General features: G+C 45.2%; 25 protein-coding genes. 15 read left to right on the top strand and 10 right to left on the bottom strand.

The features are described from left to right. The first annotated feature begins 535 nt into the window (after positions 1-535). The 3 genes from OCV20_RS24045 to OCV20_RS24035 all read left to right on the top strand — a co-directional run bounded on the left by OCV20_RS24045 (position 536) and on the right by OCV20_RS24035 (position 4347). The gene (locus OCV20_RS24045; protein WP_086773971.1) at positions 536-2428 is read left to right on the top strand and encodes a PTS mannitol transporter subunit IICBA; all 1893 of its coding nucleotides are present in this window, start codon (positions 536-538) and stop codon (positions 2426-2428) included. Positions 2429-2611: 183 nt separating this feature from the next. Beyond that, positions 2612-3760 (top strand): mannitol-1-phosphate 5-dehydrogenase, encoded by a 1149-nt coding sequence (locus tag OCV20_RS24040; protein ID WP_009846102.1) that lies wholly within the window; start codon positions 2612-2614, stop codon positions 3758-3760. Positions 3761-3810: 50 nt separating this feature from the next. Continuing rightward, positions 3811-4347, top strand: a complete 537-nt coding sequence (locus OCV20_RS24035) for an MltR family transcriptional regulator (RefSeq protein ID WP_017065079.1) — start codon at positions 3811-3813, stop codon at positions 4345-4347. A 259-nt stretch (positions 4348-4606) separates the two neighbouring features. Here the strand turns inward: OCV20_RS24035 and nagB are convergent, their stop codons facing one another. Together nagB and OCV20_RS24025 are read right to left on the bottom strand one after the other, a co-directional pair. Then, positions 4607-5407, bottom strand: a complete 801-nt coding sequence (gene nagB, locus OCV20_RS24030; protein WP_019819998.1) for a glucosamine-6-phosphate deaminase — start codon at positions 5405-5407, stop codon at positions 4607-4609. Between the two features lie 606 nt (positions 5408-6013). After that, positions 6014-6367 (bottom strand): MaoP family protein, encoded by a 354-nt coding sequence (locus OCV20_RS24025; protein WP_019819999.1) that lies wholly within the window; start codon positions 6365-6367, stop codon positions 6014-6016. A 154-nt stretch (positions 6368-6521) separates the two neighbouring features. On the opposite strand from OCV20_RS24025, the gene OCV20_RS24020 reads away from it, so the two are divergent. Continuing rightward, a complete protein-coding gene (locus tag OCV20_RS24020) occupies positions 6522-7412 on the top strand; it encodes a LysR family transcriptional regulator (RefSeq protein WP_029405267.1) in 891 nt (296 codons plus the stop codon). Positions 7413-7596: 184 nt separating this feature from the next. Here the strand turns inward: OCV20_RS24020 and OCV20_RS24015 are convergent, their stop codons facing one another. Further along, positions 7597-7800, bottom strand: coding sequence for a hypothetical protein (locus OCV20_RS24015; RefSeq protein ID WP_017061519.1), 204 nt, complete (start codon positions 7798-7800; stop codon positions 7597-7599). Between the two features lie 236 nt (positions 7801-8036). Between OCV20_RS24015 and OCV20_RS24010 the strand changes: the two genes are divergently transcribed. The 3 genes from OCV20_RS24010 (at position 8037) to OCV20_RS24000 (ending at position 10478) form a co-directional block, all read left to right on the top strand. Then, the gene (locus tag OCV20_RS24010) at positions 8037-9413 is read left to right on the top strand and encodes an AlkA N-terminal domain-containing protein (RefSeq protein ID WP_086773970.1); all 1377 of its coding nucleotides are present in this window, start codon (positions 8037-8039) and stop codon (positions 9411-9413) included. 25 nt (positions 9414-9438) lie between these two features. Continuing rightward, the gene (locus OCV20_RS24005; RefSeq protein ID WP_086773969.1) at positions 9439-9921 is read left to right on the top strand and encodes a methylated-DNA--[protein]-cysteine S-methyltransferase; all 483 of its coding nucleotides are present in this window, start codon (positions 9439-9441) and stop codon (positions 9919-9921) included. A gap of 170 nt (positions 9922-10091) precedes the next feature. After that, on the top strand, positions 10092-10478 hold the full coding sequence (locus OCV20_RS24000) for a hypothetical protein (protein WP_086773968.1): 387 nt from the start codon (positions 10092-10094) through the stop codon (positions 10476-10478). A 14-nt stretch (positions 10479-10492) separates the two neighbouring features. Here the strand turns inward: OCV20_RS24000 and nhaD are convergent, their stop codons facing one another. Together nhaD and OCV20_RS23990 are read right to left on the bottom strand one after the other, a co-directional pair. After that, on the bottom strand, positions 10493-11932 hold the full coding sequence (nhaD, locus tag OCV20_RS23995; protein WP_086773967.1) for a sodium:proton antiporter NhaD: 1440 nt from the start codon (positions 11930-11932) through the stop codon (positions 10493-10495). 235 nt (positions 11933-12167) lie between these two features. Further along, the gene (locus OCV20_RS23990) at positions 12168-12344 is read right to left on the bottom strand and encodes a hypothetical protein (RefSeq protein WP_017061524.1); all 177 of its coding nucleotides are present in this window, start codon (positions 12342-12344) and stop codon (positions 12168-12170) included. Between the two features lie 526 nt (positions 12345-12870). Between OCV20_RS23990 and OCV20_RS23985 the strand changes: the two genes are divergently transcribed. The 4 genes from OCV20_RS23985 (at position 12871) to OCV20_RS23970 (ending at position 15620) form a co-directional block, all read left to right on the top strand. Beyond that, positions 12871-13608 carry a nucleoside recognition domain-containing protein gene (locus OCV20_RS23985; RefSeq protein WP_048610036.1) on the top strand — a complete coding sequence of 246 codons (738 nt, stop codon included), beginning with the start codon at positions 12871-12873 and terminating at the stop codon, positions 13606-13608. Beyond that, complete coding sequence (locus OCV20_RS23980; protein ID WP_086773966.1) at positions 13608-14075, top strand: YjiG family protein; 468 nt, start codon at positions 13608-13610, stop codon at positions 14073-14075. The genes OCV20_RS23985 and OCV20_RS23980 overlap by 1 nt, the downstream gene beginning before the upstream one ends. A gap of 625 nt (positions 14076-14700) precedes the next feature. Further along, entirely contained in the window at positions 14701-15087 is a 387-nt protein-coding gene (locus tag OCV20_RS23975; protein ID WP_086773965.1) for an MAPEG family protein, read from the top strand. A gap of 8 nt (positions 15088-15095) precedes the next feature. After that, entirely contained in the window at positions 15096-15620 is a 525-nt protein-coding gene (locus tag OCV20_RS23970) for a hypothetical protein (RefSeq protein ID WP_017061527.1), read from the top strand. Between the two features lie 42 nt (positions 15621-15662). Here the strand turns inward: OCV20_RS23970 and OCV20_RS23965 are convergent, their stop codons facing one another. Next, the gene (locus OCV20_RS23965) at positions 15663-16298 is read right to left on the bottom strand and encodes an START domain-containing protein (protein WP_086773964.1); all 636 of its coding nucleotides are present in this window, start codon (positions 16296-16298) and stop codon (positions 15663-15665) included. 179 nt (positions 16299-16477) lie between these two features. Beyond that, positions 16478-16954: a YHS domain-containing (seleno)protein gene (locus OCV20_RS23960; protein WP_086773963.1), complete on the bottom strand. Its 477-nt coding sequence runs from the start codon at positions 16952-16954 to the stop codon at positions 16478-16480. Positions 16955-17064: 110 nt separating this feature from the next. Between OCV20_RS23960 and OCV20_RS23955 the strand changes: the two genes are divergently transcribed. Both OCV20_RS23955 and OCV20_RS23950 read left to right on the top strand, forming a co-directional pair. Beyond that, entirely contained in the window at positions 17065-17889 is an 825-nt protein-coding gene (locus OCV20_RS23955) for an AraC family transcriptional regulator (RefSeq protein WP_086773962.1), read from the top strand. A gap of 232 nt (positions 17890-18121) precedes the next feature. Next, positions 18122-19000: a 6-pyruvoyl trahydropterin synthase family protein gene (locus OCV20_RS23950; RefSeq protein WP_048610023.1), complete on the top strand. Its 879-nt coding sequence runs from the start codon at positions 18122-18124 to the stop codon at positions 18998-19000. Between the two features lie 99 nt (positions 19001-19099). Here the strand turns inward: OCV20_RS23950 and OCV20_RS23945 are convergent, their stop codons facing one another. Together OCV20_RS23945 and OCV20_RS23940 are read right to left on the bottom strand one after the other, a co-directional pair. After that, entirely contained in the window at positions 19100-20140 is a 1041-nt protein-coding gene (locus tag OCV20_RS23945; RefSeq protein WP_052879406.1) for an acyltransferase, read from the bottom strand. A 124-nt stretch (positions 20141-20264) separates the two neighbouring features. After that, positions 20265-21221 carry an AEC family transporter gene (locus OCV20_RS23940; RefSeq protein ID WP_017072390.1) on the bottom strand — a complete coding sequence of 319 codons (957 nt, stop codon included), beginning with the start codon at positions 21219-21221 and terminating at the stop codon, positions 20265-20267. A gap of 161 nt (positions 21222-21382) precedes the next feature. Between OCV20_RS23940 and OCV20_RS23935 the strand changes: the two genes are divergently transcribed. After that, positions 21383-21976 carry a TetR/AcrR family transcriptional regulator gene (locus OCV20_RS23935; protein ID WP_050632571.1) on the top strand — a complete coding sequence of 198 codons (594 nt, stop codon included), beginning with the start codon at positions 21383-21385 and terminating at the stop codon, positions 21974-21976. Between the two features lie 258 nt (positions 21977-22234). Then, complete coding sequence (locus OCV20_RS23930) at positions 22235-23083, top strand: alpha/beta hydrolase (protein WP_086773961.1); 849 nt, start codon at positions 22235-22237, stop codon at positions 23081-23083. A 137-nt stretch (positions 23084-23220) separates the two neighbouring features. On the opposite strand, the gene OCV20_RS23925 is transcribed toward OCV20_RS23930, so the two are convergent. Beyond that, the gene (locus OCV20_RS23925; RefSeq protein WP_086773960.1) at positions 23221-25755 is read right to left on the bottom strand and encodes a glycosyl hydrolase family 18 protein; all 2535 of its coding nucleotides are present in this window, start codon (positions 25753-25755) and stop codon (positions 23221-23223) included. Positions 25756-25928: the final 173 nt, after the last annotated feature.

Genomic DNA, 25928 nt, shown 5'->3' with positions numbered 1-25928 from the left:
GTGTTGGAGATATATATGATGCGATAGCGTTGGTAAATACCATATCACATCTATCAATGCTAACTGCAGTTCAGTGGTCTATGTTTTTAGTAGAGCGTTAGGTCTCGTTTTGTATGTTTAGCAAAATGTAGCTCAATCTGTAATTAAATTACAGCTATAGCGATTTTGCTCATCTAGGTGCATATTTTATATACGTGACACGATGTTCTTTTATACGGTTTATATAGATCTTAGATGCTATATTTTATTAAGTGTGATTTTGGTCACTATTTATTTTTAAGTATTACAAAATAAAATGTGATCTTGATCGCGTGTTAATGATATCTATTCTCATTAATTTGGCTTTGTAATTTAAATTCATGGTGTTTTTGTGATCTAAGGTGTGCTTGTTAACCCGAAAGTGTTTTTCGTGTGTGATGGCTATCACGAAAGTTGGGCTAAGGTGCATTTTGGAAATGTTGTGATACATTTTAATCGACTTTTGAGTACACACTTTCGGTCATTTGACCAACCAATACATTACGGGGTTCTACCTATGTTATCACCAGAAGCAAAGATTAAGGTTCAAAACTTTGGTCGTTTCTTATCCAATATGGTAATGCCAAACATCGGCGCATTTATTGCGTGGGGTTTCATTACTGCACTATTCATCCCAACGGGTTGGTGGCCTAACGAAACGTTAGCATCAATGGTTGGTCCTATGATTACATACCTACTGCCACTATTGATTGGTTACACCGGTGGTAAAATGGTTGGTGGTGACCGCGGTGCGGTAGTGGGCGCTATCACAACAATGGGTGTTATCGTTGGTACTGATATCCCAATGTTCATGGGTGCAATGATTGTAGGTCCACTAGGTGGTATCGCAATTAAGAAATTCGATGAAGCTGTTCACGGTAAAGTGAAGAGTGGTTTCGAAATGCTAGTGAACAACTTCTCTGCGGGTATCATCGGCATGATCTGTGCGATCATCGCGTTCATCGTGATTGGTCCTGCGGTTAAGATTCTGTCTGGCGGACTTGCGGCTGGTGTAAACGCAATGGTAGAAGCGGGTGCACTACCTCTAGCATCTATCTTTGTTGAACCTGCGAAAATCCTATTCCTAAATAACGCAATCAACCACGGTATCTTCTCTCCACTAGGTATTCAGCAATCTGAAGAGATGGGTCGCTCTATCTTCTTCCTAATCGAAGCAAACCCAGGTCCTGGTTTTGGTCTTCTACTTGCTTACATGGTGTTTGGTAAAGGTAGCGCGAAGCAATCTGCTGCTGGTGCATCTATCATCCACTTCCTAGGTGGTATCCACGAAATTTACTTCCCTTACGTTCTAATGAACCCACGTCTAATTCTTGCGGTAATCGCAGGTGGCATGGCGGGTGTATTTACTAACGTAATGTTCGATTCTGGCCTTATCTCTCCAGCATCTCCAGGTTCTATCTTCGCAGTCTTACTGATGACGCCAAAAGGCTCTTACATCGGCGTGATTCTATCGGTTATCGCAGCAACAGCAGTATCGTTTGTTGTAGCGTCAATCCTTCTTAAAACATCAGCGCAAGATGATGAGGAAGATTCACTAGAAAAAGCTTCTGCACAAATGAAAGACATGAAAGCGTCTTCTAAAGGTGCAGCATCAGAAGCAAACGTAAACCTAGCGGATGTAAAAGCAGTTTATGTAGCGTGTGATGCGGGTATGGGTTCAAGTGCAATGGGTGCAGGTCTACTACGTAAGAAAGTAGCAACAGCTGGCCTAGACATTGAAGTAACCAACTACGCAATCAACAACCTACCGGCTGATTCGCAAATCGTTATTACGCATAAAGACCTAACAGACCGTGCTCGTAGCACTGTGCCAGGTGCGATGCATATGTCTCTAAGCAACTTCCTAGACGGCGGCGTATACGACCAACTAGTTGCAGAACTTGTCGATGCTCAAAGTGGTGAAGCGAAAGTAGAAGCTCCGGCGCCTGCAGCAGCTCCAACACAAGAAGGCAACAAGCTTGCACTCACTGACGACAGCATCTTCCTTGGCCTTAAAGCGACTCAAAAAGAAGACGCAATCAAGTTTGCTGGCGAACAATTAGTAAAACTTGGAAACGTATCACCAGAATATGTAGATGGCATGTTTGCTCGTGAAGAGCTTGTGTCTACTTACCTAGGTGAGTCTATCGCAGTACCACACGGCACAATCGAAGCGAAACAGTACGTACAAAAAACCGGCATCGTTTTCTGTCAGTACCCTGAAGGTATTCAATGGGGCGAAGATGAAGATGATATCGCGAAGATGGTTATCGGTATTGCCGCACAAGGCGATGAGCACAACATGGTGCTGATGGCTATTACCAATTCACTCGATGATGAAGAAGCTGTGGAATGCCTACAGAACACAACAAACCCTGCTGATGTTCTACGTATTCTCAACGGAAACTAAAAAGCTCTAGTCAAGCTCCTGAGTGAAGGAGGCCGGTATCCCCCTACTGGCCTCATTTTCGGTCTTAATCTTTCTAACAAGATTCAGTCTGAATAGCTTACTGCTTAATGCCTAGGGCACATCGTCAAGGCATGTTGTTGAGCAGTTAGCTATCTAGATTCAAATATTTATAAGGTCAAAATTATGAAAGCGTTACATTTTGGTGCAGGTAATATCGGTCGTGGTTTCATTGGTAAGCTTCTTTCTGATGCTGGTATGAAGGTTACGTTTGCTGACGTAAATGAAACGGTTGTAAATGCGTTAATTGAACGCCAAGAATACCCAGTTAAGATTGTTGGCGAAGAGTGTGTTGTCGAAGTTGTTAAGAACGTGACAGCAGTAAACTCAGCGACAAGCGCAGTAGTAGATTGCATTGCTGAGTCTGATCTTGTGACGACTGCAGTGGGCCCTACGGTTCTTAAAATCATCTCTAAGTCTATCGCTCAAGGCATTGAAAAGCGTGCAGCAGCAAACAACACTGCACCAATGAACATCATCGCGGCAGAGAACATGGTTCGCGGTACTAGCCAATTAAAAGCAGCCGTGTTAGAGCACCTTTCTGATGAAATGAAAGCGTTCACTGAAGAGCACATTGGCTTTGTTGATTCTGCGGTTGACCGTATTGTTCCACCGGCAGAAGCGGGCGAAACAGACCCACTAGCGGTAACAGTTGAAACGTTCAGCGAGTGGATCGTAGACCAAACACAATTCAAAGGTGAGATTCCAAACATCCCAGGTATGGAATGCACTGACAACCTAATGGCTTTCGTTGAGCGTAAACTGTTCACGCTAAACACGGGTCACTTGGTAACGGCATACCTTGGTGTGCTTGCAGGTCATGAGACTATTAAAGACTCTATCGAAGATGACGTAATCCGCGCTGAAGTAACAGCGACGATGGAAGAGAGTGGTGCGGTTCTGATTAAGCGTTACGGCTTTGATCCAGAAGCGCACGCTGCCTACATCCAAAAGATTCTAGGTCGTTTTGCTAACCCGTTCCTACGTGATGAAGTAGACCGCGTTGGTCGTCAGCCAATTCGCAAACTGAGCCCGCAAGACCGCCTAGTTAAGCCTCTAAACGGTACATTAGAGTACGGCCTACCGAATGCTCACCTAGTAAAAGCAATCGCTGCTGCGTTCCATTACAAGAACGAAGACGACCCACAAGCGGTTGAACTTCAAGCAATGTTCGCAGAAAAAGGCTTTGCTGAGACATTAGCGCATTATTCTGAGCTGAATAGTGACTCAGAAGTTGTTAAACTAGCGGAAGAAGCTTATCTAGCATTGAAATGATAAACCATCAAAGTGCCACACCAGTGGCACTTTCTTATTGTCGAGCCGTTATGCCAATACAAACAAGCCATGAAACTGAATTACTCGAAGCCCTTTCGGAAGCTGAGAGTGCTGGCGCCTGCCTAATGGCTGCTTACGATGCATTGGACGACACGGTAGATGCCGTATTAAAAAACATCTTTAAGAAAGACGACACTGCAATTAAGTTCGTTGTAGAACCACTTCTCAACAGTGGCGGGCCGTTAGGCGAGATCATGATTCGTGCTAAGTTGCTACTCGGGCTTGGCGTGATCAGTAAAGAACTCTACGACGATCTCGAGGTTTTCGTTACCTTGAAAGAGTGGGCGAAAATACAGGGTGAAGACACCAGCTTCACAGAAGTTGATGTGATATTTGAGCTCAACAAGGTGCACGCGATTCAGCGTATTATGCCTATCGAATATGACGCGGAGATGGTGGAAACCATGTCTGGCCCAATGCTTGAAATGTTCTTGGGGCGACATAATCAAAAGGTGAAGTCGACGATCGTATTGGCTATCACTGACATTATCACTACCTTATGCCGAGATAACGCGCTGAGCTCTTAGCTCTAGTTTGTAGCTCTGCTTATCTTGTTTCACATCCTACATAACTTGTAGCTGTTCGTTCGTTTCAATACAAAGATTAAAATGATGGCGGTTTCTCTCGTTGGAGGAATCGCTTTGTTGTTTTTGTTCCTCTAAACATATCCGATACCTCTCCCCATTAAATACAAAATCAACAGGCACAAAAAAAGCCACATTCAGTGGCTTTTTCTATTCAAGACGCTCTGTTTATTTAGAGAGCCTTTTTATTCAAGACAATCGATTATAGGTCTTGGATGTTCTCAGCTTCTAGCTCTTGGAAGTAGCGTAGAGTCTTAACTTTTAGCTCTTGTTGAGCTGGTTCATCAGCAACGATGATAGCTTTACGGTGCATCTGTAGAGCGGTAACAGTCCACATGTGGTTTACAGAACCTTCGATAGCCATTTGAAGCGCTTGAGCTTTGTTGTGGCCTAGAGAAAGGATCATCACTTCTTCAGCATCTAGAAGAGTAGCAACACCGATAGTTAGTGCGTATTTAGGAACTTGGTTGATGTCGCCATCGAAGAAACGAGAGTTCGCGATACGAGTGTCTTCAGTCAACGTTTTGATACGAGTGCGTGAAGATAGAGAAGAACCTGGTTCGTTGAATGCGATGTGACCGTCGATGCCTACGCCGCCCATGAACAGGTTGATTTTGCCGTATGAACGGATTTTCTCTTCGTATGCTGCACAGTGAGCATCGATGTCTTCAGCTTTGCCGTCTAGCAGGTTGATGTTTTCTGCTTGGATATCAACGTGGTTGAAGAAGTTCTCGTGCATGAATGTACGGTAAGATTCTGGGTGGTTTGGTTCGATACCAACGTACTCATCCATGTTGAATGTTACAACGTGCTTGAAGCTTACTTCGCCAGCTTTGTAAAGTTCAATTAGCTCAGCGTAAGTAGTTAGAGGTGTGCTACCAGTAGGAAGACCTAGTACAAATGGACGCTCAGCAGTTGGAGCGAATTTGTTGATCGAATCTGCGATATGACGAGCAGCCCATTTACCTACTTTTGCTTTGTTGCTTAATGGAATAAGTCTCATTGATTTTGCCCCTAGAAATAAAATTTTATAGTGTTCTGAAACATTAATTCGCATTATAAAATAAGTTATCCGGTTCCGCTATTGTTTTAGGTCAAGTTTTTGCTTTTTTCGCCGTATCTGTGACTGGAACTCTCAAAATTGCACAATTATTGTATGGATATTTGGTGGCGTTAAACAAGATTAATACGTTTGTCATATACAGCAATATCGATCTAATTCAGCACCTGAAAGGGTTGGTGTGTTTCTATGTTTTGATACGCTTTTTCCTTAATGGCGCCGCTCGAGCCATTGACGAACTTTGGTGTATTAACGTGTTGCGGCGTATAGACAAGCGTTGGATGTAAAGTTGAAGCTAGAAAAATAATGATGGCAATGGAGCGCTATCATGATAAAAGACAGGGGCAGGATGAAGAACGATGAATCTCAGTGGGATGAATACCCATAAGATTGAACGAGAGCTGTGTTTTAGTCACGCTATCGCTATGAATTGTATATAAATATTGGTAAAAATGGACAGGTTGGCTAAACTTACCAATTACAAAGAAGATGTGTGTTTGAAGGCAAAAAAAAGCCCAAAGTGATGAGGTATCACTTTGAGCGATTTTACTAATCTTCTAACACTAACTCACTTTCGTATTCTTCCCTAGGCACTTCGCCGCGTTTGCAGCCGTTTAGGGTGTGAAAGCGACGGCGTCCACGAGCCAGTTGAATGTACTTCAACCAAACACGCTCTAACTTGGACTTTGCCTTATGAGGGTGAGACAACACTTTAATGAAGTGTTTTTCTTCTGCATTGATTGGTGCTAGTTCACCAGTTTCAAGTGCAAGCATAGTGTCACCAAACAAGGTTAGGATTTCCTCTTCTGAAAGAGTAAAATCACCCGACTTAGCGAACCCTCTCGGGAATTTAATGGTGTCATAAAAACGTTTTTTTCCGTGTCGGAATTCGGTCTCAGACATATCAGCCTCAGTAATGTGGTTAGATAGAAATTAGTGTTTATTGCTCACGCGAAAATATTGTTAAAAGGCTAAAATAGGAAACAAAACGTTTTTGCCTTTACGATAAACAATCCTAGATCGGCTAGTTAGCAGATTTATTACAGAGATGTATTTGATGGATGTGAAAGTATTTAGAACCTTTCTTGAGGTTGCAAGGGTGCGCCATTTTGGGCGTGCAGCTGAAAACTTGTATTTAACACAAGCGGCGGTGAGTGCGCGGATCAAACAGCTTGAAGGCTATTTTGATACTCAGCTCTTCATTCGTGACCGCAATAACATCAAACTCACATCTTCCGGTGAACGTTTGATTGGTTATGCCGAAGTGATGGTGTCCACCCTACAACAAGCCAAATTTGAGCTGTCGTTAGAGAGTGGTAAAGCCTTGCAGTTAACGCTGGGCGGCACGCCGAATATTTGGGATGCGTATCTGCAGAACTGTTTAAGTGTGGTAACCGACTCTTTTGGTGGTTACGGCTTTATGGCAGAGGTGATGGGGCGCGAGCAACTGAACCGTAATTTGTTAGAACGAACCTTAGATATGGCTTTCGCGTTCGATCAGATCAAAGCAGAAGAGCTGAACTGTAAAAAAGTCGCTGACTTGGTTTTGGTGTTGGTATCAACGCAGCAAGATGATCTGGAATCTGTATTTCAACATAAGTATGTGTATGTGGATTGGGGAACGCGCTTTGGTTCTGAACACGCAGAACGTCACCCTAAAGTGCCAGCACCGTACCTACGTACCTCTACAGCCCGTATCGCCCTCGATTTCATTTTAGAGAAAGGCGGCAGTGCGTATCTTCCGGTGTCTCTAGTCGAACCTTTTATCGATTCGGGTCAGCTGCACAAGGTGAAAGGGGTTGAAGACTGGTATCGCCCAATTTATCTGAGCTACCGTAAAAGCAGTACCTCAGTTGATGCGATTATGCAGGTTGAGAAGTTGGTTAACGAGATTGACCCATCGACTGCTTACACATTACAGCAAGCCGCTGAACAAGCGCCTGAGTAACGGCATTCGCGGTAAGCAATGGCTTTGTTGATTAGATTCAATAAAAAATGGCTCCTAACTAGCTGTATAGTTGGGAGCCATTTTTGTTTTTAAACCAGAAATGTATTTCTTTTCGGAACTAGAGATTGTTTCTAATTCCATAAATATCGTTTAAGCCTGGTATGTGTAGCCTTTTTTAAAAGCCCTATAGGTTCATTAGATTCTCAATAGACTCTTCAAGAGAGTGTGACATGTACGAATGGATTTGATTGCCATCCGTTGCGTCAATCTCGATCATAGAAATCCCGTTGTCCGCTTTGTCTTCAAGAAAGCTTAGAGACTGCTCGACTGATTGACTGGTGAGAACCTGTTGATTTGATAAAACAATACGACATGTGTGTAGAACCATAGCCTTTTCCTTTTTATATTCGATAGGTCTCTGCATCTTGGCGTGCTAAGTACCGATCGTTGACGTTGTGAGAAGAATGCCTTCTCTAGGTTAAATTTAGTCGAATTGAATAAAATTAAAACCCTTTTTTGTGATTTATCTGACCTTCGCTTCCGAAAGTGGCTAGCGACAATAGTGGTTCACGGTAAACTTTTAGGTATCGGATCAAACGCTATGGTAAGTGGGAAGAGTACGGCATGTCGAAAAAGATCAATCACAACAGCAGCTTAACCAGTGAGCAGTGCCATTTGGCTCGATATGCACGAGATGCTCGCTTTGATGGGATGTTTTTTACAGCGGTGAAAACGACAGGGATTTTTTGTCGCCCGATTTGCCCAGCCACACCACCCAAAGAAGAAAACGTCGAATATTTTTCCCATCAAGCTCAAGCATTGAAAGCGGGATATCGTCCTTGTTTGCGTTGTCGACCAGACAGCGCACCTTTTTCGCCGGCTTGGAAGGGCGTCGAAACCACTTTCTTACGTGCGATGCAGTTGATTGATAATGGCGCTCTGAATTCAGGATCTATCGTAGACCTTGCAACGCGGTTAGGTATTTCAGATCGTTATTTACGAACCTTATTCGACAATTACATCGGCGTGTCACCCAAGCAATATAGCCTGTACAGTCAATTGATGTTTGCCAAGCAGTTGTTGCACACCAGTAGCATGAGTATTACGGATGTCGGCTTTGCTAGTGGCTTCAATAGCACGCGCCGTTTTAATGATGCCTTTCAAAAAGAACTGCAGCTTTCGCCAACCCAAATTAGGCGAGCGAAGCCAAGTGACACTCTGAGTAATCATATTCAGCTTGGTTTTCATGGACCCTTAGATTGGAACCACTTGCTGGGTTTCTATCGACGAAGAATGATTGAGGGCTTAGAAGACGTTGGCGAAGATTATTATCAGCGCACGGTAAATGTGAACGGATCAAAGGGTTGGTTTAAGGCGACTTTAGCCAAAGAAAACCGCTTGGATATTGAATTTGAGTTGGATGATATAAGCCAATTAAGAAGCTTGATTGCGAATATACGCCGCATGTTTGATCTTGATGTCGATATTGCCAAGGTCGAGACGTTCTTTACGACTATCGATCCTAATTTGGTGGCTAAGAGTGGTATCCGTATTCCTGGCGTGTGGAGTGCTTGGGAGGCAGGCGTGAGAGCGATTCTAGGGCAGCAAGTCTCGGTAACGGCGGCGATTGGCCAACTTAACTTATTGGTGAAAGAGCTTTCTGATGAACATGAGAAGGTCTGCTTTCCAACGCCTAAACAGATAGCGGAGGCTGATGTTAGCTTCTTGAGAATGCCGGGAAGCCGCAAAGAGACCCTAAAGCGTTTTTCCGAATACATGGTCGACAATGAAGCTCAGCATCCTTCTAAATGGATTGAGCTAAAAGGCATTGGACCTTGGACGATTCAATATGCACTGCTTCGTGGGTTAAGCGAACCTAATCATCTGTTGGTTGGTGACTTGGTGGTGAAGAAGTTCATTGAGCATCGCCCCGCCATCAATACAGAGAGTGTTTCGCCTTGGGGGAGTTACGCCACGTTTCACTGTTGGAATCAGTCTTAATCGGAATACTAAGCTAGGAGATATCATGGACAACCGTTTTACTTACTATGAGAGCCCATTGGGAACCGTGACGTTACAGGCGAACGATGAAGGCTTGCTCGGCCTTTGGTTCGAGACACATACCACCAAGCCGGAACAGTTGGGTGTTCAAGATGATAGCTTTCCGATCTTTGCATTGGCTATCGAGCAGCTTAATCGCTATTTCTCAGGCGAAGCTATTCAGTTTTCTGTGCCGATCGCAGCCAAGGGCACGCCATTTCAGCAGTCGGTTTGGCAGGCGCTGACGACCATTCCTTATGGAGAGACTTGGAGTTATGCACAACTGGCTGATGCGATAGGCAACCCGAAAGCCGTTCGTGCTGTGGGTTTGGCGAATGGCAAAAATCCGGTTTCAGTGATTGTGCCGTGTCACCGTGTGATTGGTAAAAATGGCAAGCTGACGGGTTATGCAGGTGGCGTAGAACGCAAACAGCGCTTATTGGTGATAGAGGGAAGAGAGCAAGACTAGCAAGCGATTTGGCAATGAGCCTGTCGAGATGTTGACCGAGGATAACGTAATACTCATGGTGAAGACGAGTGGTTCTTAAAATGTGACTTTGCATTAAAATCAACGCTTTCTGGAAAATATCGATTTGGTTGCATATTCTTTGACTATGTTCTCTAGGCAAGGATGCCCAAATGAATAGATTACCCTCACTAATATTTGGCTGCAGCTCTGCATTATTGCTGACAGGTTGTTTAACTGATACCAGCCGACCTTTCGAGGTTCCACAGCTTGCTCTGTTCAAAGGTATGTATGAGAACGCAGATAATGACAGTTATCTACTTTTTGAATCTGGGCAAGTGACTTATCAAACAACGGACAATTCCGTGACTCGAACCTATCGTGTCGATGATGACTTGATCACCATTGAGTTCAATTCTGGAAGCAGCCGAACTGACTCTAGACTGGTTATGCGCATTCAACATCAGGGCGAGATGTTAACTTGCAACCAATGCCCAGCGATACAATTGAGTAACGTCTGGACACTTGTTGAGAAGCCTTTGAAAAACAGTTCGAATTAGAAAAGATCTCCGAATTAGAAAAGCCCACCATTAAGCCATAGGTGAGCCGCGATACTGACGGCATAGCCAATCATGATCACTGGCATCCATTTCAAGTGGCCAAAGAAGGTGTATTTGCCATGCGCCGCGCCCATTAACGCCACACCTGCCGCACTACCAATAGATAACAAGCTGCCGCCAACGCCTGCGGTTAAGGTGATCAGTAGCCAGTTACCCATCGACATTTGAGGCTCCATCGATAACACGGCAAACATCACCGGGATGTTATCGACAATCGCAGATAAGATCCCCACCATGATGTTGGCCCAAATTGGATCCCACTGGCTGTACATCACGCCAGAGGCAAGCTCCAAGTATCCCAGTAGACTCAAGCCACCGACACACATCACCACGCCGTAGAAGAACAACAGCGTGTCCCATTCGGCATGCGACACTCTTCGAAATACATCAAAGGGCACGACTGAACCGAGCCTTTTCAATGCCCCCTCATCATTGTTGGCAATCGCGACCGCTTTTTTCTTCGCCAGAGAATTTGGCAAGGTCTTACGCAAGAAATAGCCAAAGAACTGTAGATACGCCAGCCCCATCATCATGCCCATTACTGGAGGGAAGTGGAGTACGGCATGGAAAGCAACCGCAGTGCCGATGGTCATGATGAACAACAACACGATGCGTCTTGCACCGCGTTTTAATTCAACGTGCTGATGCACCGTGTCGGGTTGGGTTGTGGGAACAAAGTAAGACATGATCATTGCAGGGACGAGGTAATTCATCACTGAAGGAATAAACAAGGGAATGAACTCACTGAAGCTTACATAGCCAGCCTGCCACACCATCAACGTTGTGATGTCACCGAATGGGCTGAATGCGCCGCCAGCGTTAGCGGCTATCACGATGTTCACACAGGCTAGGTTAACGAATTTAGGGTTAGATCCTGCGACTTTCAGAACCACGGCGCACATCAATAGAGCTGTGGTGAGGTTGTCGGCGATAGGTGAGATAAAGAAGGCCAGAATACCGGTTAGCCAGAACAGAGAGCGGAAATTAAAGCCTTTGCCCACCATCCACGCTTGCAGCGCATCAAATAGTCTTCTCTCTTCCATGGCGCTGATGTAGGTCATGGCGACGAGTAGGAAAAGTAACAGCTCAGCGTATTCCAGTAAGTTGTGTTCGAGTGCTTGCTTAGCGACTTCAACAAGGTTGTGTTCTTGGTAGATAAAACCAATGATTATCCAGATCAAGCCTGCCGCAAGTAACACAGGCTTAGATTTTCGGAGCTTTAGGTACTCTTCCATCATCACCACGATGTAGGCGATAACGAAAATGGTCAGGGATAGGTAGCCAGCGAATGAGTTGGTGAGCTTGAGTGGTTCTCCCAACTGAGAAGTGGCAGCACCTGCTACCGAAGAAAAGAGTAACAAAGAGAGAACAGCAGAAAGCTGGATACCTAACATGGATTACGCTCCGAAGTTAATAAGTTATTAACACGGGTAAAAGCGTAGACCTAAATAACCATGTGCAGTGTGATAGATATCTTAATAATTCAATAGATTATAGTGAAAGCAATAGACTGTGATACGAACGAAATACGGTCTTGTATACTCAAAATTACAGTCTTGCACACTTAAAGACTAAAGAAAAAGCCCTACCGGACTCAGTGCCGATAGAGCTTATTCGAAATTGCCAACATTATGCAGCATTGAGATCAAACGTCAGTGTTTGTTCTGCTGCACATACTTCAACAGGCCAGCCATAGGATTGGTATTCAAGCGCAAGTTTGTCCGCTACTACGCGAGATACTGTTGCAGTGATCCACATGCCTTTGCCCATTACTTGATATTTAAGCGTTCTCATTTCCATAGTCATCACCGTTCTCCTTCTATATTGGCTGCGCGAAGTCTATAGCACCTCTGAGGGCTGAAATTTCGAATTAAGCTCAAATTCTTTATAAAATGGCTCACTGTTTGAGCTTGGCTCAAAACTCAATCAACTAAGGGAAAACGGTTGCGTTCTGGAAGCGAAATCACTCTTTAAGTATCTGTATTATAATCGAATTAAAATTGACCAGAAAAACAATGTAAGAGATCTCTTACAACATTATCAGAGATCGGACTAGGTAAAAATCTCTCACTAGAAACCAGACTTGTGTGGCGATTGTGTGCGTTTTTGGTTGCGCTGTTGAAGCAACATTTGTTTAGTTTTGTATGTGAAATATTCTAATTTATTTAGCGTATGGTCCTGCTTTTAAATCCAAATCACAGTTTTATATGTTGCTGTGCTTCTTTTATTTAAACCGATACGCTATTTGATTTTGGTCATTAACCTTTCGCTCATTAGTTTGCACTATCTATACGTGTTCTGTTCCACATAAACGAGATGTATAGAGGTCCTTATGACTAATCCAACCAAAACCGATCGTAAAGTCACGATTGGCAGCTATATCGCACTCGCGTTCGCGATTGTGTTCTTTTCAGGTTTAATGCAGTCCAATGAATGGTATGGGGTGTTCGATTTTACAACGCTCAACGGTTCATTCGGTAAGGTCGCTTACGATGTGAGTGAAACGGCCGATGGTATTCAAGCGGCAACGACGTCACTGCGTGGTAAAGGCGGTAGTGGTGCTCGCGACGGTTTCATTTTTGCTTTGACACTTATTCCGACCGTGATGTTTGCACTGGGTATGATCAACGTACTTGAGCACTACGGTGCTCTGGATGCGGCTCGTAAACTGCTGACACCTCTGCTTCGCCCTCTGATGGGGATTCCGGGTAACTCAGGCTTGGCACTGATCGCTTCTTTGCAAAGTACCGATGCTGGCGCAGCGATGACACGTCAGCTGAAAGATGAAGGGCATCTCACTAAGCGTGAAACCGATGTGTTCACCATGTTCCAGTTTACGGCGGGTGCGGCGATCGTTAACTTTTTCTCTTCAGGTGCGGTGCTGTTCACTCTAACCGCAATGGATGGCTCTTTAGCGGTGACATCGTCAATTGGTTTGGCTGTCGCTGTGATGTTTATCTTTAAGTTTGTTGGCGCGAATCTGTTCCGTATTTACCTCAACATTACTGAAGGCAAAGAAGACAAACCAAAATCAGACAAAGAACAAAAACTGGAAGAGGAAGTAGCATAATGAGCGAAGTTAAAGTAAAGAAACCAATGGTTACTGATATTTTCGTTGAAGGTGCTAAGAAAGGCTGGGTTATTGCGACTACCTCTACGGTACCGAATGTTCTGATGGCGTTTGTGATCATCAAGGCATTGCAGATAACGGGTGCGCTGGATTTGATGGGCAGTGTATTTGCTCCAATTATGGCGGTATTTGGTTTACCTGGCGAAGCGGCAGCAGTATTGATTGGTGCGTGGATGTCGATGGGTGGCGCTGTGGGCGTGGTTATCACGCTGTTTGACCAAGGCATTCTGAACGGCAACCATATCGCTATCTTGGCGCCTGCTATCTACTTGATGGGCTCTCAAGTGCAGTACATGGGCCGTATTATGGGACCAATCGGTACTGAAGGTCGCTACATCCCGGTGATGATTGCGATATCGGTATTGAATGCCTTTGGTGCAATGTTCTTGATGAACATTATTTTGTAACGTGACCTTTAACGGTTAGCTGCGAACAGCTTTCAGACGTTACAAAAAGGAAACCCCGTTTGGCTTTCACCAAACGGGGTCTATTCTTTTCGTAGCCATCCTGCTACTGCGCGTTACTTATCTTTCAATAGGCAACTGGTGCTCCCTGCATCGTTCCTTGACGTGGCTAAATCCTTTAACCTATCCAATTCATCGCCGTCCTAGCGGTGTCCTTGCAAACTCATCATCCTGATAAGCGACCCTATCCTAGAGCATAACTTCCTTGCTGATAACTCATCCTAAGCCATCAAATCTTCATCCTGAAGATACCTCATCCGTTAGGCTTTTTCCTGTTCCTGCCAACTCCCTGTCGACATGTGTATTAAACACTGCAGAGGCTTTACTCACAATCCACCTCAAGAAATAAATGTACCCACTGTTCGAAAGAAATATGCGTGGATTCATACAAAACAAGGGCTTGGGTTTGTATTTTAGGAATTTTCTGCGAAGCTTGATTGTGATCTCTTACGTTCGGTGTGAGAGATCTCTTACAAGTGCTCGGGCGCGATTTTCATTTTATCTCGACGGGTGTTGTCGAACAGATAAGAAAGAACACTGAGTAAACACAAAATAATAGGGAAATATGATGGTTACAGCACTCTACGCAGCCTTGCTGACGGTCGTAATGATTTGGTTAGCAATAGAGGTGATCAAGCAAAGGCGAATCAATCTTGTTGCTCATGCTGATGGCGGTGTTGAGTCGTTACAGATAGCACGTTCGGCACAAAGTAACGCGATGGATTACATCCCAATCACCGTGATTTTGATGGGATTGTTAGAGATGAATGGTGCCGGTGTGTGGCTGATTCATGTCATTGGTGTGACGTTTATTGTAGGGCGAGTGATTCATGCGAAAGGGATTTTAGCGAAGAACTTCAAAGGTCGAAAAGTGGGGATGGTGTTAACGCTTATCTGCATGATCTCTTTGATTGTCCTAAACTTAGCTTACCTACCTTTTGATAAAATGTTCTAGGGAGCATTATGGCGTTGCGTCTTCCTCCTGCTTGGGCGATTGTCCTTGCAGGCTTGATACTCAACATCATGGCGATTGTCATGTCGAGCTTGGTGCTCGATAAAATTGAAGCTGAGAAAGCGGAATACAACGATCGAAAATACGGCAATGTGTACTCAATACAGCTTGCTTGGAATACGATTGAAACCCTAGAGCGCAAGCGTGAAGCGATTTTGATTCACCTTGATAAACCAGAAACGGTGCAGCCAACCACAGTTCTCGATGAAGCACTGCGTGGGCAACTTAGGCGTTGGGTGAGTAGCGAAGTGCCAAGTATCTCTTTGGCTCACTTACCGAAACTGATGATGCTGATAAATAGCGCACAAGAAGCGCAACGAACTCGAATCGATGACTACTATTTGGATAACCTGACTTTGGTTGAGTTAATCCAAAGGCTTGATGAGAAAATGGCTTTCTATAAGAACATCGCCCTGTTTCTTCAAGTATTTGGCTTGGCGCTTATCTTAGCTCGCGACCTCGCTAGAAGACCTTAATCTTTAACCTTAATTCCTCCATGTACTTATCGACTTGTATCGTTAGCGAGACTCACTTGGCAGGTTAGGATGCTGGTGGCCTTGGTACTTTGGTAACTGTTCTTTTAGTCCCTTAAACGTGCTCAGTGCACTGCCTATCGATAACTTGTTCATCAACCAATTCGGTAGGATGCCACCTGCGTTCGCATACGCGGTGTAGGTGATGTAGGTATTGCCATTAGTCAGCGGTTGCAGTGTCCAAAGTGCGTCCACATCGTAAATTCGAATATACCCCGACTCTTTCGCCAAATAGTTCGACGCATCCTTTATCGACAAAACAAACTGCCCATCCTCGATGCTGTATTTTGAGTAGGTCACCATGTCTCGATCTCTGGCAGGCCACGGTGCTTTGAATTGGGTATAGACGATGTTTTCCGCCTCAGATATCTGCATCAACACACGACTTTGCGACACATTATCTATCCAGTTTGGCACGTTCTCGCTGTCTTCCAGCAATAGTAAAAAACCGGAATAAGTGGTGGGCGTTTGCATTTGCGCTCGTATCTCGACCAAGCCTTCGCTGTGTGGCCTTTTGTCAATCATGATGCCATCTTCACTTTTGACGAACTGCCATGGGTTGGCATAAGTCAGTGTCGATAGGGCGCAGAGGCCGAGTACCAAAATCCTAGGTAATGTCATTATTCTTCCATAAAAAGAAAAGCTTATCTGCTAGGAGTATAGAATAGAAATGGACTTTGTAGGTGTTGCTAATCGCTTTGGGTTGACCTCCTTGGGGAGATCCCAATGAAAACGGAAGCGTTCGGTCGCTTCCGTTTTATTCGTGGGCAATGGACAAACGTTGAAGGCTAAGCTAAAACCTAGAGCTTATAGGCTTCTACGGTTTTGATGGTTGTCCAGTTGCTGTTGGCGTCTTGGATGAACTCTTGTGTATTCTCCAGCCAGCGTTTTTGAACCGATTTGTCTAAGTTCAGATACAACTTCCCATCTTCCACTTTCCAAGCGAGAGGGTCGGTTTCAAACTTCTTGCCCATGGCTACTCCAAACGCGCAGTAACCGCCATACTGAGGGGCATAGGCTTCTGGATTGGCTCGAAATTTATCTCTGTTTTCACTGCTCGCAAAGTTATAGATCGCATTCTTATAGGTTGCTGTGAACTCCGATGTGCCTTTTACTGGGCCTTCATTGGCAAAGTAAGCGACAGGATCATAGCCTTTGATCGCGAGATCATTGCTGTCGACACTCATATCAAGGTCTGCTGCCATTAACGAAAAGCTGGTGCCTAGTAACGCGGCCAATAGAGTGATTTTTTGACTAGTCGATTTCATGTGTGACATATCAAGTTCCTTGTCAGTGTTGGTTATCTTGTTTGAAATAATTTAGCCCACTCGTCCGGTCTATAGAGGGACAAAAGAACTAAAAACTAAGCGAATCGTTCGGAGGATGAATGGATCTGCTTTCACAACTCATGGAACACTTCTCGATACGCACCGGCGTTTTCTATTCTGGAAACCTGTGTGGAGTATCGTCATTTAACGCGCAACAAGGTAAAGAGGGGCACCTTCATGTATTGAGCGCGGGGAAGTTGAGCTTGTCTAGCGCTCATACGGAACACAGGCATTTGTCGCAGCCTTGCATTGTTTATTTGCCGAATAGCACGCCACATGCGATTGAAGGCGTGGGAGACGGTGCGGAAGTGGTGTGCGCGAACGTGGAGTATCGTTCTGGGCAGATGAATCCTTTGTTGTCGGCTCTGCCTGACGTGATAGTGATTCCCCTTGAGGAGGCACCTAACTTAATGCCAGTGATCGAGGTGTTATCTAATGAGTCGAGCCAGGAATCGTCGGGGCAGCAGTACTTAATGGACAAATTGAGCGATGCCTTGATGGCTTTGATTTTCCGCCATCTCATCGAACAACAGAAAATTGATAGCGGCGTTTTCTCGGCGCTTGCTCACCCTCGATTGGCTTCTGTGGTCACGGCTATTCATCGATTACCTGCTCGTCATTATTCGATTGCCGAAATGGCGTTACTGGCCGCGATGTCTCGCACTCAGTTTATTGAAGCGTTCAAACGAGAAGTGGGTGAAACGCCGGGAGATTATGTGCAAAAGTGGCGAGTCTCTGTGGCTCAATCTCTGTTATTGCAAAATAAGCCGATCAATTGGGTCGCTGATGAAGTGGGTTACAATAGCTATTCAGGATTCTCACGTGCTTTTCAACATGTTGCCGGAGTGTCGCCGCGCCGTTGGCTAAAGCAAAATGTGTCGTGAGACGCCGGGCAATCCCCACTCGGTTTATGGCTATTCGCATCAGGCTGGTCTATGTTTTAGCGGAAATTGTATGTAGTTTGTTCTTTTATCGGAAGAGGGTGTAAAAAGGTGGACTTTATAAGCGCGTTGTAACATCCTGCCCGTCCTATTTTATCTAGACACCAATGAGACGAAGTGCCTGCTGAACATTATTCAGCCTCCCGTATCTCATTAAAGTATTAAGGAGTTCAACTTGAACCTATTTGTAAGAGACCTTACCGTTATCGATTCTTCATACATCTGTGAACACAGAGGGGTCGTAGGAGATAGTTGGATTTTAGATGTCACCATGTCTGGTGAACTTAATGAAATGAGCATGGTGCTGGATTTTAGCAAGGTCAAAAAACAGATCAAACAGCTCGTCGATGAGCACGTTGATCACCGCTTACTGTTGCCGATGCAAAATGCTGCAATTGTTCTTCAAGCGAGCAAAGCGGGCTACTCTAAGGTTGATGTGTTGCGTGGTGACAAGAGCCTTCACCTACATTGCCCAGATGAAGCATATTGCCTCATTGATGCAGAAGCGATCACCATCGAGAGTGTGACCGCACACGTTTACAATATTCTTCGCGATAACCTACCAAGTAACGTCACAGGGTTAGAGATCACCCTTCGTCATGAGAACATTAATGGCGCGTTCTACCACTACACCCATGGCTTGAAAAAGCATGATGGCAACTGCCAACGCATCGCCCATGGTCACCGTTCTCCAGTAGAAATTGTGGTTGATGGTCAGCGTGACGAGCAACGCGAACAAGCATTTGCTCAGCGTTGGGAAGACATTTACTTAGGTTCTAAAGAAGACCAAGTTTCTGTTTCATCACTTAACCTGAGTGAACACGCGAACAGTGTTAATGATGAAAGTCACTATGGCTTCCGCTACACAGCGCCACAAGGCGAATTTGAGCTGGCGATTGCTAAGAGTGAGACGGAAATTTTACCGACCGATACCACGGTGGAATTACTTGCGGGTTATATTGCGGATCAAGTTGAACCGAGCCTAGCAGAGAACCAATCACTACAAATCGTCGCTTATGAAGGTGTTGGCAAGGGTGCAATGGCGTTCCGATAACACTTCAACGAGTGACAGACTCTCGTTACTGACATGATGAAATAAAGGCAAGATAACTCGTTATCTTGCCTTTATTTTTTGTGGCTCTTTAAACCTGATTTAGCGAAGTAGCACGCGTCGCAGTGGTGTTTTCTCGATTCCAACAACCAACCCGAAGCTCAACAATACGGTGCCAAAAAATACCGTAACGTCTTTTGCCAATTCCGTAATGCCTAAAACTCCACAGACATTGAACAACACGATAATGATCAACAGATGGCTGACGTAGATACCCAGCATGCGATTTGAAATGGCACGAACCCAAGCGTAGTTACCCATATTTGGATTAGCCAAAAGCCACATGAACACGCCCATCCCCCATAGCGCTGTGCCAAACAAGAAATCATTCATGTTGAATCCGACGTCGAACGTGGTGAGCCATGCCGCCTCAGCAAAGTGAATCAACATGCCTAATGCTAATAGCCCCAACGCTTTAGTTGATGACACCTTCCATTGATTCTGACGAATAAGGAAACCTAAGGTCACCATTAACGTGCTAAAGAACGGGCCATTACGCGTGAAGAAGGGTGCTTCTAACCCGGTTAGCGTTGCGTAGCTGCCCGCTAAAACACCATAAACGTAAAGTACAATAGCCACTGGTAATAGCAGTTTGTCGAGTTTCATTTCGACTATCAAAGCAATGATCAAAACTGCACATACGAGAGCGGGAATAAACCATAAATGAACCAATCCACCCTCTAAGAAAGAGTTAAGCGGAGTGTTCATTAAGAAACCCCAATAGCCTTGGCGCTCACCTAGGTAACCAAACTCTTCTACCTTCGCGAGGTTGAATGGCATCACTAAGCAAATGATACTCCATGCCAACCAAACCTTAAGCAGTGGTTTAGAGTAGTTAATGACGGTCTGCCAGGGGGCTGCAGTCAACTTGGGCTGAATAAGATAACCGGAAATTAGGAAAAACAGAGGTACCGCAAAACGAGCGGTTTGGTTGAGTATATAACCGATCCAAGGCACTTCATCTATTTGCCAATAAGTGAGTGCCATTTGACCGTGTAAACCAATGATCGCCAAGATAGCAATCACTCGGCCTAACTCGATACTGGCGATGTGTTGTGAAGGCGTATGTTGAACGGAAGACATATCAGATCTCTTAGTAAAATTTTTTACGAAATCTAGCAGTCTTTATGCCCAACCAGTTAGTCCTAAATCAAGGCTTATGACCTTTGTTTCAAGGCTTGTGTCGGTTTTTTGAAGCCTGTCGCAGCTATATTAAATCCATTGCAGTAAGTACAAAAATACCGAGAGTACAAGTGATAAGAGAAACAACAGTAGTAAGCGCGATGATGTTAGCCGCCAGTGTTGAGTTTCCTCCCATCGCACGAGCCATAACGTAGCTTGCCGCTGCCGTTGGTGCCGCGCTCATCAAGAAGATAAGCCCGAGATCGAGCCCTTCAAATCCTAAGTACCCAGCCGCCAGTGTAATCAGTAACGGTGAGGCAATTAACTTGTAGCTAGAGGCGAACCACGTCGACAATTTTTCTTGTTTGAGTGAGCTGATGTCTAGCGACCCACCGGTACAAAGCAGTGCTAAAGGCAACGTCATGTTGGCAAAGTATTGACCAGCGTCAGTGACCATTTTGGGGATAGGAATAGAAAGCGCATAGAAGACGACCGCTAAGAAAATAGCGATGATCAATGGGTTTTTGGTAATCGACTTGGCGATTACTTTAATCGCTTTCGCGCCAGTGTCTTCGCCTTTGGGTGTCAGTGCAATTACGGCTTGAATGTTATACAGCACGGTTAGGGATGCGACATAGATAGCCGCCAATGCCACGCCTTGGTTGCCATAGATATTAGCCACATAGGCGAGGCCGATGATCGCGGTATTGGCGCGAAATCCACCTTGGACAATCACACCTTGATCTTTCGAACCTTTAAATACTAACTTGGTCGAGAAAATCGTGAACAAGAAAAAGATAAAGTTAGCGATGACGCCAAAGGCAACTAACGCGCTACTGGCTGAAAAGTTGTGATTCGATTGAACAATACTCAGAAATAGCATTGCGGGCAGGGTGACTTGAAAGACGACCTTAGATGCGACATCAATGAAATTGTCATTGATTAAGCCGATTCGCTTGAGCATCACACCAAGAAACAGCATTAAACAGATAGGGCCTGTTACCGACGCCGAAAACGCAAACTGTTCCCAAAGTGTGTTCATTGTTTTTCCTTTGTTAGTCGATTTCAATTTCCTTTGAATACTGTCGCATTTTTCCACAATTCTTTGATAAGACAAAATGAATACCTAGGGTTAAGTAAAAAATCTTGAAAAAAAGAACGAACGTGCTAAAAATAATGTATCAGATTTATTATTGGTGAATAATGAGTAAGGGAAAGATAACCAAAGAGTATATTTTGAGCCATGCATTCGCGCTTGCAAGTGAGAATGGGCTTGAGAGTTTGACGATTGGCGAGTTAGCCAAGCAATGTGGCATGTCTAAGAGTGGCTTGTTTGCACACTTCAACTCTAAAGAAAACCTGCAACTCTCTGTACTCGAGTATTCCAACGCCATATTCACCGAAAGAGTCATCATTCCCGCAAGAGAGCTGGGAGATGGTGATATTGAAGCGAAATTGAAACAGCTGCTCGACAATTGGCTGGGCTGGAACCATTCATTCCAAGGCAGTTGCATGTTTATTGATGCATGGAAAGATGCGGGCAGTGAAACGTCTGTGATTCAAAAAGCACTGCAGAAAACGATTTCAGTGTGGATTGATTACTTGACGATTCAGGTAGCAAAAGCGGTGGAGAGCAAACAGTTCAGAGCCGATTTAGATCCTAAACAGGCAACCTTTGAGTTATACGGTCTCTATTTGAGTGCGAACTTGTTCTACTCGTTACGAGGCCAACAAGCGAGCCATACCCATTTTTGGAGTGGTGTAGAGCGCTTAATCGCTAGCTGGAAAGTGGTTTAACTCGCCAAGCCACTTGGTTCGGGAAACCATAGAGTTCGCAAACCAGTTAGTTTGCAAGCTTCTTAGCCCGCAAACTATTGAACTCGTAAAGCATGTGACTTTGCGTAACTACGGTTTGCAAAAGATTTTAAGAGAAGTGGCGGCAAGCAGTCATAAAAAGCGCTATCGCCATTTTTTATACCAACAAATAGCACGGTCGTTCGATTTTTTAGGGCCGAGCTCGATCCGCCAATGATGATGGCGATACAAGGAACGGTCATGAGTGACAAAATCTACTTTAATACATCGAACAAATTCAGCTTCAAGCGCAGCTTAATTGGCGCTACAACCAATCTGCATTACATCTTAGCGCCGAGCCATGCGAAGAAAACGGCACGTAAGCAGCTGCTCACTCCAATGCGTACCGAGCAAAAAAATGCTGATCCCCAAGGGCTTATCAAGAGTGAAATTGAAGGTCGTGATGGCGTTTTAAAAACCTATTCTTTAGGTACGGGGCCTGTTTGGGTGCTGACTCATGGTTGGTCTGGCACCGCGAGTCAGTTCTTCCCTCTGATGGAACACATCGCCGCCAAAGGTTTTACGGCTCTGGCTTACGATCATCCTGCTCATGGTGGCAGCGATGGTGTACATGGTCATATTCCTGCGTTTGTGAACGGTCTTGAAGCCATTCTCGATTCGGTGGGTGAGGTAGCGGGTTTGGTCGGTCACAGCATGGGTACCGCTTCTGCGTTGGAATGCAAGCACGTTAAATTGGAAAACAAGCCATTATTGCTGATTGCACCTGTACTGGATTATCTAGAAAACCTATTTGGCAGCGTCGCGCGTTCAGGTTACTCAATGAAACTGTTTGAAGCGGTAGTCGGAGAAGTCGAAGAGCAGTTTAACTACCCAATTCAGTCTGTTGATCCCTATGGAAAGCTAGCGCTTCGTGAGTCTCAGACGATCATCGTTCATGATGAGCAAGACAAGTTTACTAAGTTTGATGTGTCTCAGCGTGCGGCTAATGAAATGTGTCGCGTTACTTTAATTGCGACTCAAGGGCAGGGCCACGGTCGAGTAATGAAGTGCCCACAAGTATTCGAGAGCTTTGATAACTTAATTGGCTAAGCACAACGAGCGCGAGTCAGTAGAACGCCAGCTAAGAAAACAAATAATAAAAAGGCCAACCAGATATTATCTGGTTGGCCTTTGTTTTAGGGATTTAGTTGATGCTTAGTTCGCGTTTAGCTAAACCCTATTTTTAGTTAGCAGCTTGCAGAACCGATCTCTTTCCACACGCCCCATTGGCCTGTTGTTGTTGGATCTTCACCGGTTGTCCACCATTTCGCTTCCCAAACTTTACCGCCTTGAGTTACTTGGTCGCCACCCGTGTAAACCGCGCCTGAATCCCAAGCGTTAGTACACGTACCGCCGCCTGTGGTTTTCTTAAGAACTGTCACTGAAGTAGCCGCTACTGATGTCTCTGTGCCATCGCTGACCGTTACAGAGAAGTTCAGCGTTGTATCTTGCGTGTATTCCGCCGCGACAAAGCTCACTGAAGAACCTTGAACCGTTGCATCAATACCAGCAGGTACATCCCATGTGAAGGTCAATGTGTCTTGGTCTGCATCGCTTGAAGCCGAAGCATCAACCACGACTACATCACCCGCATTAACTTCAGCCGGAGCCGTAACCACAGCAACTGGTGCTGTATTGACTGGGCCTGTGTTCTTAGGGGTTACGGTTACAACAACGGTGTCAGTAGAAGTAGCGCCTTCGTTATCAGTTACCGTCAGGCTGAACGTGAGTACTTCTTGTTGAGCGACTTCAACCACATCGAAGCTTGCAACAGCGGCATTAGCATTCGCCAGCGTTACTGCCGAACCACTTACTTGTAACCAAGCATAGCTCGCAATCGTACCGTCGTTGTCTTTTGAAGCGCTGCCATCTAGAGAAACAGAAGCTGGGCCTTCAACCGATTGGTCTGCGCCAGCAGCTGCCGTCGGTTTGCGGTTTACAGGATCTGTCGTACCGCCAGCAAGGCCTTCATGCATCGCATTCAGAATGTCGCCGTTGTCTGCATCAATTTCCCAAGAGAATAGACCCGCAAGACCAAGGCTACGAACGTACGCGCCTTTTGCTTTAACTGAGCGGTCATCATCAAATGTGATTAGCTGGCCTGAAGTGCGGTTCCAAACGTAAGGCGCTTCTGCCATTTCGTCGTAGCCATATTCGAAGCCGTTGATGCCTTGGCTATTCGCGCCAAGCATGTTTGCTTTAATGCCTTTGTAATCAATAACGCCATCTTCCCATACGCCTTGCGCAGAGCTACCTTTCAGCTTGCCGTTACCCACGCCTGTCATTGGGTCGCTAGGATCGGTGAGTGATGATGGCAATACGCCTTCCCAACCACGACCGTACATTGCTGTACCAACCACAAGCTTGTTAGCTGGAACACCTTGTTCAAGCAGCAATTGGATGCCGTTGTCTGTGGTGTAAGCTGGGCCTGTGTATTGTTCGCCATTTTCATCAAGGCCTGTGCCATCACATTGACCAGGACGCATGAAGTTACCGCAGTTGAGTGCTGTTTGGTGACCTAACACGTTGTTCCAACCGCCGTAGAAGTCGTAAGTCATTGCGAAGATGTAATCCATGTATTGGATAGCATCGCCGTAGTTCACGTCTTCAATCTTATCGTGACCAACACCGATCGCAGAAGTGAGCTCGTAAGTACGACCGTTTTCCGCTTCTAGCTCATCCAGCATCACGCGAAGTTCTGCCATTAATGCAATGTAAGCTGGGCCGTCATTTACAGGATCACCAAGGTCTGGCGCAGCACCGCCTCCACCAGGGAATTCCCAATCGATATCCACACCGTCGTAGAATTTCCATGTGTTAAGGAATTTCTTAACAGACGCTACAAAGGTGTCACGGTTGGCTTTGGTTGTGAAATCAAAGAACGGGTCAGACAGCGTCCAGCCGCCAATCGATGGGATGATCTTCAAATCAGGATTACGCTGTTTTAGCGCCATCATCATTGCGTAGTTACCCTTGATCGGTGAGCTGTATTCGTGTCCTGCTTGAGGGAAGCTTTTCTGGAAAGCTGCCCAAGGATCATGAATTACCACTTCGTAATCGTTAACACCCTGACAAGCTGTCATGAGTGCGTTGTAGCTGTTACCGCCTACTGATTTAACTGATTCGTTCGGACCACAAATTGGGATGAAGCCATAAAGGATATGGGTCAAGTTGTCAGCGGGTAGGTTATCAACGGTGTAATCACGACCGTAAATACCCCACTCAACAAAGTAAGTACCGACTACCGTGTTTGGATCTGTGTTGTATGACTTGTTGTTCGGATCCACATTCATCGCAAGTGGCGCTAAGTGTGAGCCATCGGTATCAGCGATGGTGATTTGAGCCGGTGCGCTCTTGCTACAACCTGTTTCGTCACACGCTTCGATTTCCATCTCAAATAAGCCGCCTTGGCCGTATTCGAAAGAAGCTGTAGTTTGGCTGCCAGTGATTGGGCCGGTGGCCACTTTAACGCCATCAAAGTAGATGTTGTACGTGTTTCCTGACGTTCCGCTCCATTGGTTGAACTTAACGTCGACCTTCGCTTGGTCGTGATATTTCACCATCTGGTTATAGCCAGATGTGGTTTCCATCGCGAGTTCAATTTTAGAAAATTGCAGGTTGTTGGAACCGTACATGTCGATGCTAGGTGCTGTTGGAGCAGCTAATGCTGTACCAGATAGCGCTAGAGCAATGCTTGCAGCACAGGTATTTATACGAATCATACTATTTCTCTCATTCCTTGAAGATTACGAGAACCAATTGGCCCCATAAACGGCTCCAATCAGTTTTGAAGGAGCTTCCCAGTCAGTATTCGAGAGAGTTTTAATTTCATAACTGAAAATAAATCCGTTTTCGATGGACAACTAAAAAATTGTATCTTGTTACAATTCTGTTG

The organism is Vibrio coralliirubri, assembly GCF_024347375.1.
GTDB lineage: Bacteria > Pseudomonadota > Gammaproteobacteria > Enterobacterales > Vibrionaceae > Vibrio > Vibrio coralliirubri.
The sequence above is the reverse complement of the archived record's forward strand: the minus strand, read 5'-3'. Positions and strand labels throughout refer to the sequence as shown.

What these genes read in the sequence shown, in the direction of transcription:
- OCV20_RS23990 (WP_017061524.1), bottom strand. Translation starts at nt 12,344, where the DNA reads ATGACTATGGAAATGAGAACGCTTAAATATCAAGTAATGGGCAAAGGC.
- nhaD (WP_086773967.1), bottom strand. Translation starts at nt 11,932, where the DNA reads ATGTTAGGTATCCAGCTTTCTGCTGTTCTCTCTTTGTTACTCTTTTCT.
- OCV20_RS23960 (WP_086773963.1), bottom strand. Translation starts at nt 16,954, where the DNA reads ATGTCACACATGAAATCGACTAGTCAAAAAATCACTCTATTGGCCGCG.
- OCV20_RS24025 (WP_019819999.1), bottom strand. Translation starts at nt 6,367, where the DNA reads ATGTCTGAGACCGAATTCCGACACGGAAAAAAACGTTTTTATGACACC.
- OCV20_RS23930 (WP_086773961.1), top strand. Translation starts at nt 22,235, where the DNA reads ATGAGTGACAAAATCTACTTTAATACATCGAACAAATTCAGCTTCAAG.
- OCV20_RS23925 (WP_086773960.1), bottom strand. Translation starts at nt 25,755, where the DNA reads ATGATTCGTATAAATACCTGTGCTGCAAGCATTGCTCTAGCGCTATCT.
- OCV20_RS23940 (WP_017072390.1), bottom strand. Translation starts at nt 21,221, where the DNA reads ATGAACACACTTTGGGAACAGTTTGCGTTTTCGGCGTCGGTAACAGGC.
- OCV20_RS24010 (WP_086773970.1), top strand. Translation starts at nt 8,037, where the DNA reads ATGTCGAAAAAGATCAATCACAACAGCAGCTTAACCAGTGAGCAGTGC.
- OCV20_RS23975 (WP_086773965.1), top strand. Translation starts at nt 14,701, where the DNA reads ATGGTTACAGCACTCTACGCAGCCTTGCTGACGGTCGTAATGATTTGG.
- OCV20_RS23965 (WP_086773964.1), bottom strand. Translation starts at nt 16,298, where the DNA reads ATGACATTACCTAGGATTTTGGTACTCGGCCTCTGCGCCCTATCGACA.
- OCV20_RS24000 (WP_086773968.1), top strand. Translation starts at nt 10,092, where the DNA reads ATGAATAGATTACCCTCACTAATATTTGGCTGCAGCTCTGCATTATTG.
- OCV20_RS24005 (WP_086773969.1), top strand. Translation starts at nt 9,439, where the DNA reads ATGGACAACCGTTTTACTTACTATGAGAGCCCATTGGGAACCGTGACG.
- OCV20_RS23945 (WP_052879406.1), bottom strand. Translation starts at nt 20,140, where the DNA reads ATGTCTTCCGTTCAACATACGCCTTCACAACACATCGCCAGTATCGAG.
- OCV20_RS24015 (WP_017061519.1), bottom strand. Translation starts at nt 7,800, where the DNA reads ATGGTTCTACACACATGTCGTATTGTTTTATCAAATCAACAGGTTCTC.
- OCV20_RS24040 (WP_009846102.1), top strand. Translation starts at nt 2,612, where the DNA reads ATGAAAGCGTTACATTTTGGTGCAGGTAATATCGGTCGTGGTTTCATT.
- OCV20_RS24035 (WP_017065079.1), top strand. Translation starts at nt 3,811, where the DNA reads ATGCCAATACAAACAAGCCATGAAACTGAATTACTCGAAGCCCTTTCG.
- OCV20_RS23980 (WP_086773966.1), top strand. Translation starts at nt 13,608, where the DNA reads ATGAGCGAAGTTAAAGTAAAGAAACCAATGGTTACTGATATTTTCGTT.
- OCV20_RS23935 (WP_050632571.1), top strand. Translation starts at nt 21,383, where the DNA reads ATGAGTAAGGGAAAGATAACCAAAGAGTATATTTTGAGCCATGCATTC.
- nagB (WP_019819998.1), bottom strand. Translation starts at nt 5,407, where the DNA reads ATGAGACTTATTCCATTAAGCAACAAAGCAAAAGTAGGTAAATGGGCT.
- OCV20_RS24020 (WP_029405267.1), top strand. Translation starts at nt 6,522, where the DNA reads ATGGATGTGAAAGTATTTAGAACCTTTCTTGAGGTTGCAAGGGTGCGC.
- OCV20_RS23970 (WP_017061527.1), top strand. Translation starts at nt 15,096, where the DNA reads ATGGCGTTGCGTCTTCCTCCTGCTTGGGCGATTGTCCTTGCAGGCTTG.
- OCV20_RS24045 (WP_086773971.1), top strand. Translation starts at nt 536, where the DNA reads ATGTTATCACCAGAAGCAAAGATTAAGGTTCAAAACTTTGGTCGTTTC.
- OCV20_RS23985 (WP_048610036.1), top strand. Translation starts at nt 12,871, where the DNA reads ATGACTAATCCAACCAAAACCGATCGTAAAGTCACGATTGGCAGCTAT.
- OCV20_RS23955 (WP_086773962.1), top strand. Translation starts at nt 17,065, where the DNA reads ATGGATCTGCTTTCACAACTCATGGAACACTTCTCGATACGCACCGGC.